Source organism: Actinoplanes sp. TFC3, from assembly GCF_001553785.1.
Lineage (GTDB): Bacteria > Actinomycetota > Actinomycetes > Mycobacteriales > Micromonosporaceae > Actinoplanes.
This window is the reverse complement of the sequence record NZ_LOJP01000009.1, coordinates 36089-54057: the sequence shown is the minus strand read 5'-3', so window position 1 is coordinate 54057 and position 17969 is coordinate 36089. Positions and strand designations below refer to the sequence as shown.

Genomic DNA, 17969 nt, shown 5'->3' with positions numbered 1-17969 from the left:
ATCGTCTCCCTAGTACAACCTGGCCAGATCACCGGCGTTGAAGGGCCGCAGTTCGTCGCTGCGCCCCTGCGCGATCTTGTTCACCCACGACGGCTCCGAGATGAGAGCACGACCGACACACACGAGATCGAACTCGCCGCGGTTCAGGTGGTCCGCCACACCGGCCAGTCCGTCCACCTCGGCGCCCATACCGTGGAGCAGCGTCGCCGTGAATTCGCTGTTCCGCAGGCCCACGGATCCCACACCGATCGTCGGCAGCCCGGTGATCCTGCGGACCCAGCCGGCCAATGTCAACGGCAGGCCCGCGAACCCGGGGAGCCAGTAGCGCCGGGTGGAGCAGTGGAAGGCATCGACGCCCGCGTCCGCGAGGAGCGAGACGACCTGCTCGAGCTCCGCCGGCGACTCGGTCAGCCGGGCCGTCAAGTCGCTGATCTTCCACTGGGAGAGCCGGAAAATGATCGGGAATTCGGCCGAGACGGCCGAGCGGCACGCGCGCACCAGATCTGCCGCGAACTGGGTACGCCGGACGATGTCGCCACCGTACTCGTCCGTCCGCTGGTTGGTTCGTGACCAGAGGAACTGGTCAATCAGATACCCGTGAGCCCCGTGCAGTTCAATGCCGTCGAACCCGATCCGCTCGGCATCGCGGGCGGCGGCGGCGAATGCCTGGATGACGTCGTCAATCTCGTTCCGGGTCATCGGCCGGCCCACCTTGGTGCCGTTCAGGTCGATGCCGGACGGGCCGGCGGGCGGCACCGTCGGATCGGGCGGATCCCCGGTCTTGCGATCCATCCCGACGTGCCACAGCTGCGGCATGATGGCCGCGCCCTCGGCGCGCACCGTAGCGGCGAGCTTCGCCCACTGCTCGAGGCTCTCGACGCCGTGGAAGACCGGGACGCCGACCCGGTTGCGAGCGGCCACGTGAGGGACGGTGGTTCCCTCGGTGATGATCAGTCCGACGCCGCCGGCGGCCCGGCGGGCGTAATAGTCGATCATGCTCTTGGTCGGCACGCCGTCGCGCGAGGCCTCGCGCGTCATCGGGGCCATGACGACCCGGTTGCGGAGCGGAAGTTTTCCGAGCCGGAACGGGGCGAGCAGCGCCTGGTTGGCTTCGGCGATGGTCATGCCGGTCCCTTCGCTGTGCTGACAACCGTCCGGCCGTCGCGGCGGGCCAGCTCGTCCGAGGTGTCCGTGCGGCTCATCTCGGAGCGTGCGAGCCCAATCGCCTTGTTCACCGGCATCACCGTGGGCAGGTCGAAGGCCCCGACGATCTGATTCAGCCGGCCGCCGAGCGAACCTCCGATGACGCGTACGGGAATGCCGGCCTGTCCGAGGGCATCAAGCAGCAGCTTGTCGGACAGGGCCCGGAATTCCTCGGAGACCGGCCGGTGCCCGTCGGCGGCGAGAGGGAACTCGATCGGCAGGTGGGCGAACGCGTCGTAGGCGTCCATCGCGTGCCGGCGCATCACCGCCCCCATGGCGTCCATGACCTGCACGAAGAACTCGCGCTCGTCGGCGGACCGGAAGCCGGCCGGATCCCGCGGGCGGCCGGGATGAAGGCCGACCGCCACCCGGACGCTGCCGTACACCCATTCGTGCAATGACGACCCGTCGGAGATGAAGCCGTCGGGCAGTTTGCTCTCGTGCACCGCCCGCTCGGTGTACCGCGCCATGCCCAGTTGCAGCAGTTGCGGGATGGTGCACTCCTCCAGACGCCGGCCGGGCAGCAGCCTCGGCAGGATCTCCCGCATGGTCCGGGCGTGCGTCCGTGGGATGCCGGTCAGGTGGGACAGCGCGATCGACGTCGTGGTCTTGCCGGAGGAGTAGGTGCCGGAGATCGCCAGCTTCACCGCTCCTCACCCGGCAGGCGGTGTCCAAGCGAGTAGGTGACGGTCGTGTTCGCCATGCTGCCTCGCATCGCGGAGACCCGCCATTGCTGACCGGCGACGTTCAGGACGGAACTCCGGGTGACGCTCGAGGCGCACGACATCGGTCCGGGCAAGGTGGAATTCGGACTGCTGCACGACATGTCGACCGCGCGCATCCACAGCGTGTTGGTGTCACCTCGTGACACCTCGTCCAAGGAGTACATCAACACCTGGCCCAGTTGGGCGTACACGATGGTGGCATCGAGCGTCGTCAACGCCGGTTGGTACGCCGCCCCGAGTTCCCCGGCACCGGCGCCGGCCTGCGCCGTGTCGCACACCCAGACCGTAGCTGCGACAGACGTCCCCGCGGCCGCCAAGGTCACGTCAGTGATCTCGTGTGTCCGGCGACGGTAGCCACCGCAGTGGTAAGGTGCTGTGACGAGCGAGAGTGCAGTGCCCATGCGCTGGGCCTCGCCCGCATCGTGCTCGACGTGACATCGGACCTTGATGCCGCCGACCGCACAGACGAATTCTGTGGAGGCCCGCCCGGACGGCCGGTCGTCGGTACGGCTCTCGCCCCGGACGATCCGAAGTGGGACGTCGTGCATGTCGGTGTGCGGCCGCGAACTCGGCCGCATCGTGTAACGGCTGAGCCAAGCCCGGGATATCTGGTCAGCGGTCAGCCCGAAACCGGATGACAGGAATGCCTCCACCATGCGCAGGCTGAGTGCGAGGGCGTCGATGGTGCTCACATGCGCGGGGCCGATGGCATTGTTGCTCTTGTACGACCAGGCGACCGGATACCTGATCTCAGCTGTGCCCTGCGCCTCGGTGCGCAGCGACCCGGCTTCCGCTGCGGCCGGAGTCCAGGCAAGATTCAGAATGCGCTGGAACACCTGTTTGTGACCGGATCCGAAGTATCGGTGCTCGGCCGAGCCCAAGTGGTCATCGATGTGATTGGCGCGCGTGACGGGCAGGTACCCGACAGATATATCCGTCTGAATATTCACGAGGATCGCCCTATTCGTCAGTTCGAACGCGGTTGGGACAGAAGCCGTGACAATGATCGGAAATGGCCTCGGCGAATGCATGCCGGGCCGTGCGGGTGTCTTGAGAATGGATCAGATGAAGCCCAGCACTTTGCCCAGGTAGCGCTCGCCGGTCTGCGCGCCGTCGCCGTCCCAGGAGGTCGACCGCCCCAGCAACATGGTTGCCACTAGCTCTGCCTCCTTCTCCTGCTGAGTGGTGTAGCTGGTGCGAAGGAGCGCCCCGCGAACGGCAACGCGATTATCGAGGACGCCGGGACCGCTCAGCAGGGTCTCGAAGACGTCGTGCAGGCCATGGCCGCAGAGCACGTGTCCGATCTCGTGCAGGATGATCTGCTCCTGGTGGTACTTACTGGTCCTCTGTTCGAAAAAGATGTGGTCCGCCTGCGCCGTGGCGATCCACGCGCCGCAGGGGGCATCGGTCCCTACTCCGACGGCCTCATGGGGGTGCAGGTAGATGCGCCGATCCCGTTGCGTGGACAATTCCGCACACAGGGCCCTGGCGGAGAACGGCCGGGGCAGCTCGATATCTCGAGTGATCGAGCTGCAGTAACGTTGAAGCTCGCGATCAAGCATTTTTCTCCCCGTGTGGATTCGGATCCCCGGGTGGATCCGGCGAAATGCAGTCGTCGAACTGATCTACTGAGCCTTGTCCTCATCGAGCCGTTCGATCATCCGCGCATGTTCGACCATGCTGAGGATGGCCTTCATGCTCTGGGCGGACAGGCCGTCCGAGCGCAGGGCGATCTGGACCACGTCCTCCGACCGCAAAGCTGCGCTGAGTTGGTCGTTCGCCTCGGAGCCGTCGGCGTCGAGGAAGTACGAGGGCGAGCGCCCGAAAAACTTCGCCAGGGCCTGGAGGCGGGTGCCGGTGGGGTTGTCCCGCGCGCCGGTCCGGAGCATCCAGAGATAGCCGGTCGAGATCGACAACCCGGTCGCCGCGCGGATGCGCTCGGCGATCACGGCATTGCCGGGCGGCTTCTGCCCCCGCCAATGCTCGACGATCAATGCATTGATCTTGTCGGCAAGAGTCATGGTCGGCCGGATGTCGGCACCGTCACTGCGCGGAAGGGGTTGGTCATCCATAGCACGCATAGCAAACCGGCGGCGAGTCGTCTTGTCAACCACTTTGAACAACGATCCATTTCGGGCCGTTGCTCCACGATGGACGTCAGGCGGACACGGAGATCAAGTTTAGGCCTGCGGTGAAGCGCAATCCGGTATCGAGGTGGGTCTCGGACGCGGCCGGCCACCGCCGTGCGCTCTGTTCACAATAGTAGTTGACAGCACTTCCGGGCGCTGCTTAACTCGGTCCCGCCACTGTGGTCGATGCCGCGCTCGCACCGGCGCGACCGTTCGACCCGGGACTCCCCGCGGGGCTGTCCGCATACTTCTTCATCGCGCATTGCCGTTCAGTCGACGGATCTCCTTTCCTACCGCTCGGAGGTGGCTTTGCGTCAGTGGTTGACCGAGTGGCATCCGCGGGGGTACGGCGCAATGCATTGTGTTGCTGGGAAATAGCTGTTTGGAACCACTGGGAAAGCTGGGGTAGTCAACTCGGATCGTTCCGGGACGTGCCCACACGTGGCATGTCGCGGACTGTTCGTGCGTACTTCGACGATCGGGTGCGGTGCCATGGCCCGGCAGTTGTGGCGGCGCGTTGAGGGCTGGCCCCACCGACAATGACGTTTGGGGCCGAGGGATTTGAGAATCCACTTCACGGTTGCCGATCTCGCGCAATTGACCATGATATCGACTCTGGGGCCCGTCGCCGAAAGCGTATTCGCGCTGAAGCAGTTTGGCAGGCAGGGCGGCGCTCCCTTCCAGGGCTGGCAGAAGGGGGTCCGGGAGCGGCTCGGCGCCCGGGTCGCCGAGGTCGAGCAGCTTGCTGGCCGGTACGACACGGACGAGTTACTGACGTTGCTCAAGCATCCCGGCGGAAATCCCGACGCCGGGGGTGACGAACGAGCCCGTCAGCGGGCGCAGGCGACCCTGTTCGGGTTCTGCCAGGCCGCCGTGCTGCCGCACTGGCGGCAGATGCGCGGTCACCTGGCCTCGGTGCGCGACGCTTGCGGCCGGATAAGCATCGCCAACGGTATGCACACCGCGCTGGACAACCTGCACCCGAGGCTGAACTGGAGGCCTCCGAGCCTGGAAGCGCCGGGCGAGCCCGACCGCGACGTCCATCTCAACGGGCGCGGGCTTGTGCTGTGCCCGTCGCTGTTCCTGGCGGGCAAGACATGCATGCTCGTGGAGGACTTCCAGGAGATCGGGGTGCCCGTTCTGGTCTTCTCCGTACCCGTGGACACGACGACTGCGACCACGTTGTGGGGACACGGCGGGGGTGACGAGCAGGCGCTGAGCGCGCTGGTCGGACACACCCGCGCCGCTGTGCTCGAGACGTTGTCGGACAGCTGCACGACGGGGGAACTCTCCCAGCGCCTCAACATCTCACTCGCCGGAGCCAGCAAGCACGCCAAGGTGTTGCGCAAGGCGGGGCTGATCACGACGGCCCGCCAGCGCAACATGGCGCTGCACTCCCTCACGCCGCTCGGCGTTGCGCTGCTGCAGCAGCGGCGCTCGGCCGGCCGCCGGACCGACGGTCAGTCCTCAGCGGCCTGACGCCGGGGCCAGGCGTGCGGACCAGCCACACCAACGAAGGGAAGACCATGAGTACCAACCCGTTCGAGGACCCGGCCGGCACTTATCTGGTGCTGGTGAACGACGAGGGTCAACACTCTCTCTGGCCGTCCTTCGCCGAGGTGCCCGCGGGATGGACGGTCGTGCTGCCAGAGACCGATCGGCAGTCGGCGCTTGACCACGTTGAGGCGAACTGGACCGACATGCGGCCCCGGAGTCTCGCGGAGGCGATGGACCAGCGTTAGCCCACCCACTCGACCAATCCGACACCCACGCAATTCCGGTACCCGGCCCCATGGGCCGGGTACTTCTGCGTACAGAAAATTTCTGCGGCGGTCCTTGAACGACAAGGCAACTTCCTTCAGGCCCCTACCAGCCATGCATAGCCTCGTCTCACGGACATTCGAAAAGGCAGTACCTCCCAGTCGCGGCCGCGTATCCGGCGACCGCTTTTACGCCGGCCTCCCGTACCTCGGGAAAGACGGATGCCGATGGCTCCTCGGTAGGAATACGTGACCGCCCGCAGAAATGATTTGGAGACTGAGTAAATGCCGCCCAGTGCTTTGGAAAAAGCGGTCTACGGCGTGTACGCGACAACCGCGGTTCACCTGGCGGACAAACATGGTGTCTTCGGTTACCTCATCGATCGGGAAGCGTCTACCGACAAGGTCGCCTCCGAGCTCGGGCTCGACCAGGACTCCCTGGACCGGCTGCTGGTCCTGCTCGACTCCTTCGGCATCATCGAGCGGAATGAGCACGGCGCCTACCGCATCCCCGCCGAGCTCGCGCCGTTCCTCGACCCCGAGAGCCCACGCTCGGTCGGTGGCTTCGTCAGCCACGTCATGAACAGCACCCTCGACCGGCTGCCGCAGCTCGACGCGTACCTGACGGACGGGAAGTCGGCCGTGGACGCCGCTCTGCCCGCTCCGTTCGACGTCATGTACGGAACGCCGGAGCTCACCGGCAAGTTCCTGGAAGCCATGTGGCAGCTCACCTACGACGTCTCCCGGGAACTCGCGCCGCTGGCCGGGCTGGCCGGGGTCCGGCACCTGCTCGACGTTGGCGGTGCGAGTGGGCCATTCTGTGTAGCCGCCCTGGAGTCCACCCCCGGTCTGCGCGCCACAGTGTTCGAGCTGCCCGAGGTCGGCCCGTACGTGGCTGACACCGTGGCACGGCACCAGCTGCAGGACCGGCTCGACTTTGTCGTAGGCGACTTTCACCGCGACGAGTTCCCCCCGACCGAGTGCGTCGCGTTCGGCTACGTCCTTTCCGGCTGGACCGACGAGATCGGCCTGCAGTTGTTGCACAAGGCATACCGCGCCTGCGCCGACGGCGGCCGCGTCCTGATCATGGACCGGCTGTTCGACCACGATCGTCGTGGGCCGCTGCCCACCGCGGTGATGAACCTGTCGATGCACGTCGAGGCGAAGGGGAGGCACCGGACCGCGGCCGAGTACATCGGATTGCTGGAAACCGCCGGCTTCGTCGACTGCGACGTGCGCCGGTCCTCTCAGGACAAGCACCTCGTGATCGGCTTCAAGAAATGACGCGCCGCGTCAACGGCCGGCCAGGTTCCGGGTTCCTAAGCGCAGCGCCGGAGGAGTGATGAAGACCGTACCGGGCACCTTTGAACTTCCGGGACAGTGCGACAACGTCGCGTGGCTTCAAGAGAAGGCCGGCCGGCAGGCGCTGACCGCTGCCGAGCGGGACCTCCTGTGCCGGCTGTACGGCGAGGCGTGCGCCGGACAGGGCACTGCGAGCGAGGTGATGCGGTTGCTGACCCGGTCGTTCAGCCGGGAACCCATCCCCGAGTACTACCGCTACGCCAACTTACACGTCTACGCATGGTTTCTCGACCAGAGCCCGGCCGAGCCGGTGGCCGGAGCGGTGCTGGCCCTGGACGCGACGCTGGCCGCCCTGGAGGCGGTCGAGCGGCGCGCCGCTCCGCGGCTGACCGAAGCCGACCACACCGAGGAACGGTTGAAGCGGCTGAACGCGCTCCGCGAGCAGGTCGGGCGGCTCCCGGTGAAGATCGGCAGTGAAGCGAACGTGGCCGAGATCATCAAAGGCCGGGGCGACGACGGCATGGCGCTCTGGCAGGCGTTCGTGCTGACCCGCTGCTCCGGCTTCCTTGCCTCGAACGACCACCACGAGCACATCTTCCTGCGCACGGTGCAGGCGTGCGAGCTGGCCTTCTACCTGATCCGTTATTTCACCGTACGCGCAAGGCTGTCGATCGGTCGCGGCGACGGCCAGGCGCCTGCCCTGATGGCGCAGCTGGTTCACTACGCGGAGCTCCCGAACCACATCTTTCACGTGTTGCAGACACTGACCCCCGATCTGTTCCTGACGTTCCGCGACGCCACGGGCGAGGCCAGCGCCGTCCAGTCGCTGAACTACCACTTGATGGAGCTGGTGATGTACGGCCACGACGCGCGCAAGGTCGAGGCGTACCTCAGGTTCGAGCACCTGCACGAACTGACCGTGCCGCCGCTGCGGTCTGTGCGGCCGCTACGCGACACGGTGCTCGGCGCGGGCGATCCGGACTTGACCGAGGCGCTCGACGCGGTCGAACGTACGCTGCTGACCTGGCGAGGTAGGCACTACGGCTTCGGCCGCCGCTATCTTCCTGGGGTGAAGGGATCCGGCGGCACCGAAGGCGCCGGTTACCTGAAACGGTTCGTCCAGAAAGACAATCTGGTTCCTGAACCCATCACCACGGCACCCGAACTTGACATGCTCGGATTCGCTTACCGCTGATTACGACCTTTACGCCGCCGCTGGAAGGATGATGCTCGGCAACATTCAGGAATGCATTTACCAAGCTGGTTCCCGGCCGGAGTATGTCGGCTGCCGGTAGCCGCCGCCAACCTCTGCCAGACGTCGGCCGGCGGCTCTCCGGCGTGCCATCGGTTCGCTCGGATGAGCCTCGTTTTGGCTGCTGAAGCGGGGATTATGTGAGTGGTCCTCCGGCTCGTGCCGGGGTCGCGGGCCGTCTCGCGCGAGGCGTCGGCCGATCGTCGGGGACTCATGCGCGACCGTCCTGGGCGAACCGGCCGATGAATGCGCACCGGGCGCTCCGGAAATAGTGGGTGTCCGGACCGGACAGTCAATCGCGCGCTATCGTGTAACCGACATTTCCTGGCTTTGGGAAAAGTTGACAGCCTATGGTGCGTATCGTTAGAACTACTTATTATGACCCATGTCGTACAGCGCGCCACGTCCGCTGACCATGCGATTCGCTTAGAGGCCGTGTCCAAAGTGTACGGATCGGCGAAGAGCACCGTGCAGGCGCTGGACGCCGTCAGCATCAAGCTGCGCCGGGGAACGTTCACCGCGGTGATGGGCCCGTCCGGCTCCGGCAAGAGCACCTTCCTGAACTGCGCGGCCGGCCTGGATCGGCCAACCTCGGGCTCGGTCTGGCTGGGCGACGTCGAGCTGTCGGGCCTCAGCGAGGCGCAGCTGACCGAGGTGCGCCGGCAGCGGATCGGCTTCATATTCCAGGCCTACAACCTGCTGAGCGCGCTGAACGTGGAGGAGAACGTCACGCTGCCCCTGCGGCTCGCGGAGAAGAAGACCGACCGCAAGTTCCTGCGGGAGGTGCTCACCGCGGTCGGTCTCGGCGAGCACCTGAAGCGGCGGCCGAGCGAGCTTTCCGGCGGTCAGCAGCAGCGAGTGGCGGTTGCCCGAGCGCTGATCAACCACCCGGACGTGGTGGTCGCGGACGAGCCGACCGGTGCGCTGGACACCCGGTCCAGCAAACAGGTCCTGGAGCTGCTGAGACAGGTGGTGGACACCATGGGGCAGACCGTCCTGATGGTCACCCACGACCCGGTCTCCGCCTCGTTCGCCGACTCGGTGGTGTTCCTGGCCGACGGCAAGCTGGCGGGTGAGCTGACCCGGCCCACCCCGGAGCAGGTGGCGTCGCGCATGACGCACCTGGGTGAGTGGTGATCCGCCGCATCCGGCGGCTGGTCCGCCTCGTGGTGCCGTTGCCCAGCGATCTTCGGCTGGCGTGGAGCACGATCAAGGGGAACAAGGGCGGATTCGGCGGATCCTTCGTCGCGATCGTCGCCGGTTCGGCCGTGATCACCGCATGCGGTGTCCTGCTGCAGTCCGGGCTCGGAAACGGCGTCACCGCCGAGCGGTATTCGGCCGCGGCCGTGGTCCTCGGCGCCCAGCAGTCTTTCTGGCTGGACGAGAGCTCCGAGGTTCGCTACAGCGAGCGCGTCACGCTGCCCACTGGCACGGTAGCCGCCGTCGCCGCGGTGCCCGGTGTCCGGTCTGCCGTCGGTGACGTCAACGTGCAGCTCAGCCTGTTGGCCCCGGACCGCGACGTGGTGAGCGGCCCACAGGACTTCCCGGTGCTCGGGCACGGCTGGTCCGCGGCGGCCCTCGCGCCCTTCCAGGTGAGCAAGGGCCGTGCCCCGGCCACGCCGGGCGAGGTCGTGCTGGACGCCGAGCTCGCTGATCGCGGTGACGTGGCGCTCGACGCGACGGTGCAGATAGTGGTCGGCTCGATCCCGGCCTCCTATCGCGTGGTGGGTCTCGTCACCGCTCCGGACGAACTCAACCGGCAGTCCGCGGTCTTCTTCACCGACGATCAGGCGACCCGTCTGTCCGGCCGGCCGGACCGGGTGGACGCCATCGGTGTGCTCGCCGCGCCCGGCGTCACCCCGGCGCAGCTGGCCGAGAGCATCAAGGCCGCCGTCCCCGGCGTGGTGGTGCACGTCGGCGCGGAACGCGGCGACGTGGAATTCCTCGACGTGGGAGACGCCCGCAGTCTGGTGGTGGAGACGGCGGCGTCGTTCGGCGGCACCATGGTGCTGATCGTGGTGTTCGTGGTGGCCAGCACCCTCGCGCTGTCAGTGCGGCAACGCCGGCGCGAGCTGGCCCTGATGCGCGCCATCGGAGCGCTGCCCAAACAGATCCACTGGATGATCAATGCCGAGATGACCCTCGTGTCGTTCACGGGCGCGCTGGTCGGAGCGATTCCCGGGCTGCTGCTCGCCTTCACGATGCGTAGCGTGTTCGTCTTCGCGGGCGCGATGCCCCCGGACTTCCAGATGCAAGTCGGGCCGCTGCCGATCCTCGCCTCGCTGGTCCTGTGCATGACCAGCGCCCGGCTCGCCGGCTGGCTGGTCGCGCGCCGGGTGGCCAAGGTCAGCCCGGTCGAGGCGCTCGGGGACGCCGCTGTCGAGCCCAAGAAGCTCGGCTGGGTCCGGCTCACCATCGGCCTCCTGCTCATCCCGCTCGGGCTGCTGCTGACCCTGGGCAACGTGGCGTCTCCGGGCGACTCCGCCGCCGACACCGCGGCGAGCGCGGTTCTCCTGTTCGTCGTGGCGCTCGGCTGCCTCGGACCACTGCTGCTCTACGGCGCCCTCCTGCTGTTCGGCCGGTTCGTCAACCTGCCCACCAAGGCCAGCGGCTTCCTCGCCCATGCCAATGCCCGGGCCAACTGGCGGCGGCTCAGTGCGGCGACCACACCGTTGGCGATGGGCGTGACCCTGGCCGCCGTGCAGGTGTTCGGAGCCTCCACGGCGATCGCCGGAGCGCAGGACCAGGTCGAGGAAGGACTGCGAGCCGATCACGCGTTGACCGCGTCGTCCGGCGCCGGGATCTCCCCGGAGGTCGTGGACGCCGTGCGGCGGGTGCCCGGCGTCGCTGTGGTGACGCCGGTGGCGCGGATGCAGGTGCTGCTGACCTTCCCGTCCGAGGACAGCACCGCGACCAAGGTCTTCGCCGCTCAGGGGGTCACGCCCGATCGGCTCTCCGACACCATGGACCTCGCCGTGATCGAGGGCGACATCACGCAGTTGCAGGGTGAGACGGTGGCGCTGAGCCGGGTCGTCGCGGAAACCGTCCACGCGAAGGTCGGCAGGAACATCGAGCTCCACCTCGGCGACGGCACGACGATCAAGCCGCGGGTGGTGACGATCTACGAGAACGGCCTCGGCTTCGGTGATGTCACTCTGCCCAACGATCTGGTCCTCGCCCACACGACCGCGCGGGTCGACAACGCGGTGCTGATCAGGTCGGCGGACGGGACCGACCAGAAGGCGCTCGAGAACGCACTGCGGGGCGCAGTCCAGCCCTATCCGACGGTTCAGGTGGGTGACCGGGAGGCATTCCTGGCCGCGCCCGGGGCAGGGGGCGGAAGTGACTGGGTGCTCAATCTGCTCTTTCAGACGGTGTTGCTGGGCTACATCGCCATCGCCGTGGTGAACACGTTGGTGATGGCAACGGCGGCGCGGGTCCGCGAGTTCGCGATGCTGCAGCTCATCGGGGCGAGCCGGAACCAGATCCGCGCGATGATGAACGGCGAGGCCAGGATCGTGGTCTTTGCGGCACTGCTTTTCGGTGCGCTGGCGACAATCCCCCCGCTGATCGGCTTCAGTCTCGGTCTGACGCAGTCACCCAGGCCCAGCCTCTCCATCATGGGAGTTGTCGCAATCGTGGCGCTCACCGTCGCGATTTCCTGGGGTGCGATCACGATGGCCACCCGGTTCGCCCTGCGGCACGCGGCGATCGACGCGATCGGCGGGCGCGAGTAAGGACCGGGCGGACGGCTGAGGTTGCACAGCGCGCGATGGCGTCGCCGGGTTTCCGGCGGCGCCGTCGGCCTTTCACACCGGGTCGCGGCCCTGGGCGCCGGTCGCCCGAGAAGGCGGGCAGCCCGCTGACTGCCGGTTTCCTCTTCGATCAAGTGCATAGCTGGATCGCGGTCCCGGTCGGAAGACTGAGGCGGTCAGGCACGGCTTCCATGGTGGAGGCCAAGCCCGGACCGGACAGGGAGGCCGTACGTGACGCCCGAGGGGTTCCAGGAAGCAGGGCCGGCGTCGGATCCGGCCGCCGACCGGGCGCTGACCCGTTTCGCCGTCGACCGGCCACGGCCGTCGGTGCCCACCGGTCCTGCGGCGACGCACCGGATCGCTCTCGACGCCTCGCTCGTGTCGGATCTGCGGCAGCTCGCGGGTTCGGCCGGGGGCACGCTGTTCGGAGCGCTGGTTGCCGCGAGTCAGGTGCTGTCCACGGCATACGCAGGTCAGGACGAGGTGACCGCGGCAGTCCGCTGCACTACCGAGGACCGCGGCTCGCCCGTGGTGCTGAACTCGACCGTCGACGGCAGACTGTCTTTCGACAACCTCCTGGGCAACGTTCCCGGCGCGGCGGACCTTCCGCTGCCTGCCGAGTTCGCCGTCGCCGACATCGTTCTGCGGTTCGCCGAGAAGGACGGCGGGCTGGAGGTGACCGTCGGCCACGACCCCGACGTCGTCGAGATGGAGATCGTCGAGTGGCTGGCCGAGGCATTCCGCACCGTGGTGGAGTGTGTGCTCGCCAACCCGGGGCGCCCGCTGTCCGAGCTTCCGCTGCTGCGTGACGACCAACTGCGCCGGGTCCTGCTCGACTGGAACGACACCGCGCGCGAGTTTCCCGCACACCGGAGCATGCCGGACATCTTCGCCGAGCGGGTGCGGCTCGGCCCCGACCGACCGGCCGTGCTGGCCGGTGCCGAGCGCCTGACGTATGCCGAGCTCAATGAGCGGGCCAATCGGCTCGCCCACCGTCTTCTCGCCGAGGGCATCGCTGCGGAGTCCCGGGTTGCGATGCTGGTGGAACGGTCGGTGCACACGGTCGTGTCAATCCTGGCGGTGGTGAAGGCGGGTGGGGCCTACGTTCCGGTGTACGCCGACCACCCCGAGGACCGCGTCCGCTCCATGCTCGCTGACGTCGGCGCCGAGCTGATGCTGACCGACCGGGCGATGGCGGCCAGGGCCACCACGGCCGGCCTGCCGACGCTGGTGGTGGACGACCTGGTCACGACCGCCGGGCAACCCACCCACGACCCCGAACGGCTGCCGGACGCCCGGCAACTCGCCTACATCATGTTCACCTCGGGCTCCAGCGGAACCCCGAAGGGTGTCGCGGTCACCCACTCGGACGTGGTCTGCCTCGCGTGGGACCGGTTATGGCGCAGCGCGGCACATCACCGGGTCCTGTTCCACTCCCCGCACGCCTTCGACGCCTCGACCTACGAGCTGTGGGTACCGCTGCTGACCGGCGGCGAGATGGTCATTGCGATGGAGGAGTCGACGCCCGCTCTCGTACGCCGGCTGATCGTCGAGCAGGGGGTCACGTCGGTGTTCATCACCTCGGCCCTCCTGCGCCTGTTCGCCGAGGAGTCGCCAGACTGCTTCGCCGGCGTGGCCACGGTGACCACCGGCGGCGAGGTGCACTCGCCCGAGGCGCTGGAGCGGGTGCTGACCCACTGTCCCGGCACTCAGCTCAACAACGCGTACGGGCCGACCGAGACCACCTGTTTCTCGACGATGCAGGTTCTGACCCTGGAACAGGTACGGGCGCGCGTGGTGCCGATCGGCCGGCCCCTTGACTTTACCCAGTTGTACGTGCTCGACGCGTGGCTGCGCCCGGTCCCGCCCGGCGCGCCGGGTGAGCTCTACATCGCGGGCGACAGCCTGGCGCGCGGCTACTTCGGGCGACCGGCGCAGACCGCCGAACGGTTCGTGGCTGACCCCTTCGAGCCGGGGAAGCGGCTGTACCGCACCGGCGATGTCGTCCGCTGGCGGGCCGACGGAACGGTGGACTTCCTGGGCCGGTTCGACAACCAGGTCAAGATCCGCGGCTTCCGGATCGAGATCGGCGAGATCGAGGCCGCGCTCGCCGCGCTCGACGGTGTCGCTGATGCTGTCGTTGTCGTCCACGAGGTTCGCGGTGCCCGGCACCTGGTCGCGTACGTCGTACCGGAACGCGGCCGGAAGGCCGACGAGGCGGCGTGGCGTGACGCCCTGGCCGCGCGGCTGCCGAGCTACGAGGTGCCGTCCTGGTTCATCGTGATGGACACGCTGCCGCTGTCGAACACCGGCAAGATCAACCGCCGTGCGCTGCCACCACCCCGGATCGACGAGCTGTCCGAGGCGGCGCACGTCGAGCCGCGGACCGACACCGAGCGGCTGCTGGCTCAGGTGTGGGCCGACGTGTTCGGGGTCGGACGGGTGAGCGTGACCGACAACTTCTTCGCCATCGGTGGCGACTCCATCCTGGCCATCAAAGTCGTCTCCCGGGCCCGGGTGCACGGCATCCGGCTGACCGCCAAGGACCTCTTCCTCAAGCCGACCATCGCCGCGCTGGCCGAGGTCGTGACGACTGCGGGAGCCCAGCCCGATGACGCGCCGGCGGACCGCCCGCTCATCCACCTCAGCGACCGGGAGTTCGGTGGCCTCGCCGCGGGCGGGGCCGTCGAGGACGTCTACCCGTTGACCCCGATGCAGGGCGGGATGCTCTTCGACGCCCTGATGACCGGGGACACCGGCCTGCACCTGATCCAGTTCGACCTGGTGCTCGACCACGTCGACGACCCGGAGCTGCTGCGGCTGGCGTGGCAGCGGACCGCGGACCGGCTGCCCGCCCTGCGTACCGCGGTGGTGTGGGCCGATGTCAGCGACCCCGTGCAGGTGGTCCGGGCCAGGGCCACGCTGCCGGTCACCCGGCATGACTGGCGGAAGCTGCCGGAAGCCGACCGGCGCGAACGGTGGCGCGGCCTGTGCGCCGCCGACCGGGCGGCCGGGATGGACCTGGCCGTGGCACCGCTCGCCCGTGTCGCGATCATCAGGCTCACCGACACCAGTGTTCGCCTGCTGTGGTCGATGCACCACATCGTGGTCGACGGGTGGAGCGGTGCGGAACTGCTCGCCGAGGTGGCCGCCGACTACGCACGGCTGCGCGACGGCGAAGGACCCGGAGCACAAAACCGGGTGCCGTTCCGGAACTACCTGCGGTGGCTGGGCGAGCAGGAAAACAGCGCGGCAGAGGCGTACTGGCGCGGCGTGCTGTCGGACTTCACCACCCCGACCCGGCTGCCGTACGACCACCCGGCCGCCCCCGACTACCGGCCGCGTGCCACCGGGATGGTGCAGGTGGACATCGCCGCCGATCTGTCCACCCAGCTCGTGGAGCTGACCAGGCGAACGAGCCTGACCATGAGCACGCTCGTGCTGGGCGCGTGGGCGTTGCTGCTGTCGCGCTACAGCGGCAGCCGGGACGTCTGCTTCGGTGGCACGGTGTCCGGCCGGGCCGCCGACCTGGCGGGCATCGACTCGATCGTCGGCATGCTGGTCAACACGCTGCCGGTGCGGGTGCGGGTGGACGGCGCGCAGGACTTGCTGACCTGGCTGGCCGGGCTGCAGGCTGAGCAGGCCTACGCCCGGGACTTCGAGGCCGTGTCGCTGACACAGGCGCAGTCGTGCAGCGGGCTGTCCGCCGGGGACAACCTGTTCGACAACATCATCGTCTTCGAGAACTTCCCGTTCGACGAGCGGACGTTCACCGCGTACGGCCTGGAGCTGAGCCACTTCGACACCGAGGTCGGCGCAGGCGCGGCGCTCGGCGTCGTCGTGCTCCCCGGTGACCGGCTCACCATCCGGTTGCACCACGACCCGGCGCTGCTCGAGCCGGACAGCGTACGGCGGATGGCGGAATACCTGCGCACGCTGCTGGAGGCGTTCGCCGGTGACCCCGGACGGACCGTCGGCGACCTGCCGGCCCTCTCGCCGGCCGAGCACCGGACGGTCGTGGACGATTGGACCGACACATCCGCGAACTACTCCGTCGAGCACCGGGTGCACGAACTGGTCGCCGAACAGGCGCGGTTGCGTCCGGACGCGGTCGCCGTGGAGCTCGACGACCAGCGGCTGACCTACGCCGAGCTGGACGCGCGGGCGAACCAGCTGGCCCACTATCTCATCGAACGGAACGTCGGCAGCAACGTACTGGTGGGCCTCGCCGTCGAGCGGAGTCCCGACCTGTTCGTCGCGATCCTAGGCGTGCTCAAAGCGGGCGGCGCGTACGTGCCGCTCGACCCGGACTACCCGGCGGAGCGGCTGGCCGTCACGCTGGCCGAAACCCGCCCGGCGGTTGTCCTGGCGCACGAGGGGGCCATCGACAAATTCCCCCGCAGCGATGCAGATCTCGTCTTCCTCGACCGGGACTGGCCGGTCGTCGCCAAGTACCCGGACATCGATCCCGGGGCACCGGGAAGCGCCCGTGACCTTGCCTACGTGGTCTACACGTCGGGCTCGACGGGCCGGCCCAAGGGCGTGATGGTGGAGCACCGCTCGCTCTACAACACCGTGACCGCGGTGGTCGAGCCGTACGGGCTCACCCCGGCCAGCCGGGTGTTTCAGCTGTGCTCCATGAGCTTCGACACCGGAGTCCAGGATCTGTTCACCACCTGGGCGGCTGGGGGCACGATGGTGGTGCCGGCTCCGGACGTCGCGCGCAACGGAGCCTATCTGGTGGAGCACATGCTCGCCGGTGAAGTCACCACGGCATCGATACCGATCAGCGTCCTGTCGTCGCTCGACTCCGATTCCCTGCCCGGGATGGAGACCATCCGGGTCGGCGGTGACGTGGTCGCGCCCGAGGTGGCCGAGGCGTGGGCGCGCGACCACCGGGTGATCAACAATTATGGGCCGACCGAGGCGGGCGTCACCGTCAGCCTGTTCGAGGTCCAGTCCGGGGCGGGCCACCGCACTGTGCCGCTCGGCAAGCCGCTCGCCAACACCAGGGTCTATTTGCTCGACGAGCGTCTATCTCCTGTACCGGTCGGGGTGCCGGGCGAGCTGTACGTCGGCGGCGCCGGCCTCGCGCGGGGTTACATCGCCAACCCGGCCCGGACCGCCGAGCGGTTCATCGCCGACCCGTTCGGACCGTCCGGAGCGCGGCTCTACCGGACCGGCGACGTGGTGCGGTGGCGCCCGGACGGCACGCTGGACTTCGTCGGGCGTACCGACGACCAGGTCAAGATCCGTGGGTTCCGGGTGGAACCCGGTGAGATTGAGAGCGTACTGCTGCGGCACGACGGCGTGGCCGAGGCCGCGGTGTCGGTGTGGCCGGACGACCAGGGCAACAAGCGGCTCGTTGCGCACGTCGTCCGCCGGTCCGGGGCGCCCGAGCCGGCCGTGGATGAGTTGCGTCGCCATCTCGGTATCTCGTTGCCCGACTACCTGATCCCGGCGGGGATCGTGCTGCTGGAGCGGATGCCGCTCAACCACAACGGCAAGCTCGACCGCTCCGCGCTGCCGGCGCCGACCCGGCAAGACGGCGCGGGCACCGGCTACGTCGCCCCGCGCGACCCGACCGAGGAGGCGTTGGCCCGGATCTGGTCGGAAGTGCTGGACATCCCGCGGGTCGGCGTCGAGGACGACTACTTCGCTCTCGGGGGCGACTCCATCAACAGCCTCCGCGTCGTCGCCCGGATGCGGACCGCATTCGGCGTGGAGGTCACTCCAAGGGACGTCTTCGAGGGGCCGAGGGTGGCCGCCCTCGCCGCGACCGTCCGCGACCGAATCCTGGCTCAGGTGCTCCGGATGGCCGACCGCCAGTCCTGAGGGCACCG

At 68.2% G+C, this 17969-nt stretch carries 12 protein-coding genes; 7 read left to right on the top strand and 5 right to left on the bottom strand.

The features are described from left to right. Positions 1 to 9 precede the first annotated feature (9 nt). The 5 genes from TFC3_RS33480 to TFC3_RS38365 form a co-directional block, all read right to left on the bottom strand. Positions 10 to 1125 carry an NADH:flavin oxidoreductase gene (locus TFC3_RS33480; RefSeq protein ID WP_067510196.1) on the bottom strand — a complete coding sequence of 372 codons (1116 nt, stop codon included), beginning with the start codon at positions 1123 to 1125 and terminating at the stop codon, positions 10 to 12. Continuing rightward, positions 1122 to 1850: an AAA family ATPase gene (locus TFC3_RS33475; RefSeq protein ID WP_067510194.1), complete on the bottom strand. Its 729-nt coding sequence runs from the start codon at positions 1848 to 1850 to the stop codon at positions 1122 to 1124. Before TFC3_RS33475 ends, TFC3_RS33480 begins: the two co-directional genes overlap by 4 nt. Further along, complete coding sequence (locus TFC3_RS33470; protein WP_161952728.1) at positions 1847 to 2878, bottom strand: AvrD family protein; 1032 nt, start codon at positions 2876 to 2878, stop codon at positions 1847 to 1849. Before TFC3_RS33470 ends, TFC3_RS33475 begins: the two co-directional genes overlap by 4 nt. 111 nt (positions 2879 to 2989) lie before the next feature. Beyond that, positions 2990 to 3490: a hypothetical protein gene (locus TFC3_RS38370; protein WP_067510190.1), complete on the bottom strand. Its 501-nt coding sequence runs from the start codon at positions 3488 to 3490 to the stop codon at positions 2990 to 2992. Positions 3491 to 3553: 63 nt separating this feature from the next. Then, positions 3554 to 4042: a helix-turn-helix transcriptional regulator gene (locus TFC3_RS38365; RefSeq protein WP_161952727.1), complete on the bottom strand. Its 489-nt coding sequence runs from the start codon at positions 4040 to 4042 to the stop codon at positions 3554 to 3556. A 618-nt stretch (positions 4043 to 4660) separates the two neighbouring features. Between TFC3_RS38365 and TFC3_RS33455 the strand changes: the two genes are divergently transcribed. The 7 genes from TFC3_RS33455 to TFC3_RS33425 all read left to right on the top strand — a co-directional run bounded on the left by TFC3_RS33455 (position 4661) and on the right by TFC3_RS33425 (position 17961). After that, a complete protein-coding gene (locus tag TFC3_RS33455) occupies positions 4661 to 5536 on the top strand; it encodes a helix-turn-helix transcriptional regulator (protein ID WP_067510285.1) in 876 nt (291 codons plus the stop codon). A 47-nt stretch (positions 5537 to 5583) separates the two neighbouring features. Continuing rightward, positions 5584 to 5799 carry an MbtH family protein gene (locus TFC3_RS33450; RefSeq protein ID WP_067510283.1) on the top strand — a complete coding sequence of 72 codons (216 nt, stop codon included), beginning with the start codon at positions 5584 to 5586 and terminating at the stop codon, positions 5797 to 5799. A 303-nt stretch (positions 5800 to 6102) separates the two neighbouring features. Then, positions 6103 to 7101, top strand: a complete 999-nt coding sequence (locus tag TFC3_RS33445) for a methyltransferase (protein ID WP_067510186.1) — start codon at positions 6103 to 6105, stop codon at positions 7099 to 7101. A gap of 340 nt (positions 7102 to 7441) precedes the next feature. Next, a complete protein-coding gene (locus tag TFC3_RS33440; RefSeq protein WP_201787312.1) occupies positions 7442 to 8314 on the top strand; it encodes a tryptophan 2,3-dioxygenase family protein in 873 nt (290 codons plus the stop codon). Positions 8315 to 8749: 435 nt separating this feature from the next. Beyond that, positions 8750 to 9508 carry an ABC transporter ATP-binding protein gene (locus tag TFC3_RS33435; protein ID WP_067510182.1) on the top strand — a complete coding sequence of 253 codons (759 nt, stop codon included), beginning with the start codon at positions 8750 to 8752 and terminating at the stop codon, positions 9506 to 9508. Then, on the top strand, positions 9505 to 12108 hold the full coding sequence (locus tag TFC3_RS33430) for an ABC transporter permease (protein ID WP_067510281.1): 2604 nt from the start codon (positions 9505 to 9507) through the stop codon (positions 12106 to 12108). Before TFC3_RS33435 ends, TFC3_RS33430 begins: the two co-directional genes overlap by 4 nt. 249 nt (positions 12109 to 12357) lie before the next feature. After that, a complete protein-coding gene (locus TFC3_RS33425) occupies positions 12358 to 17961 on the top strand; it encodes a non-ribosomal peptide synthetase (protein ID WP_067510180.1) in 5604 nt (1867 codons plus the stop codon). Positions 17962 to 17969 lie beyond the last annotated feature (8 nt).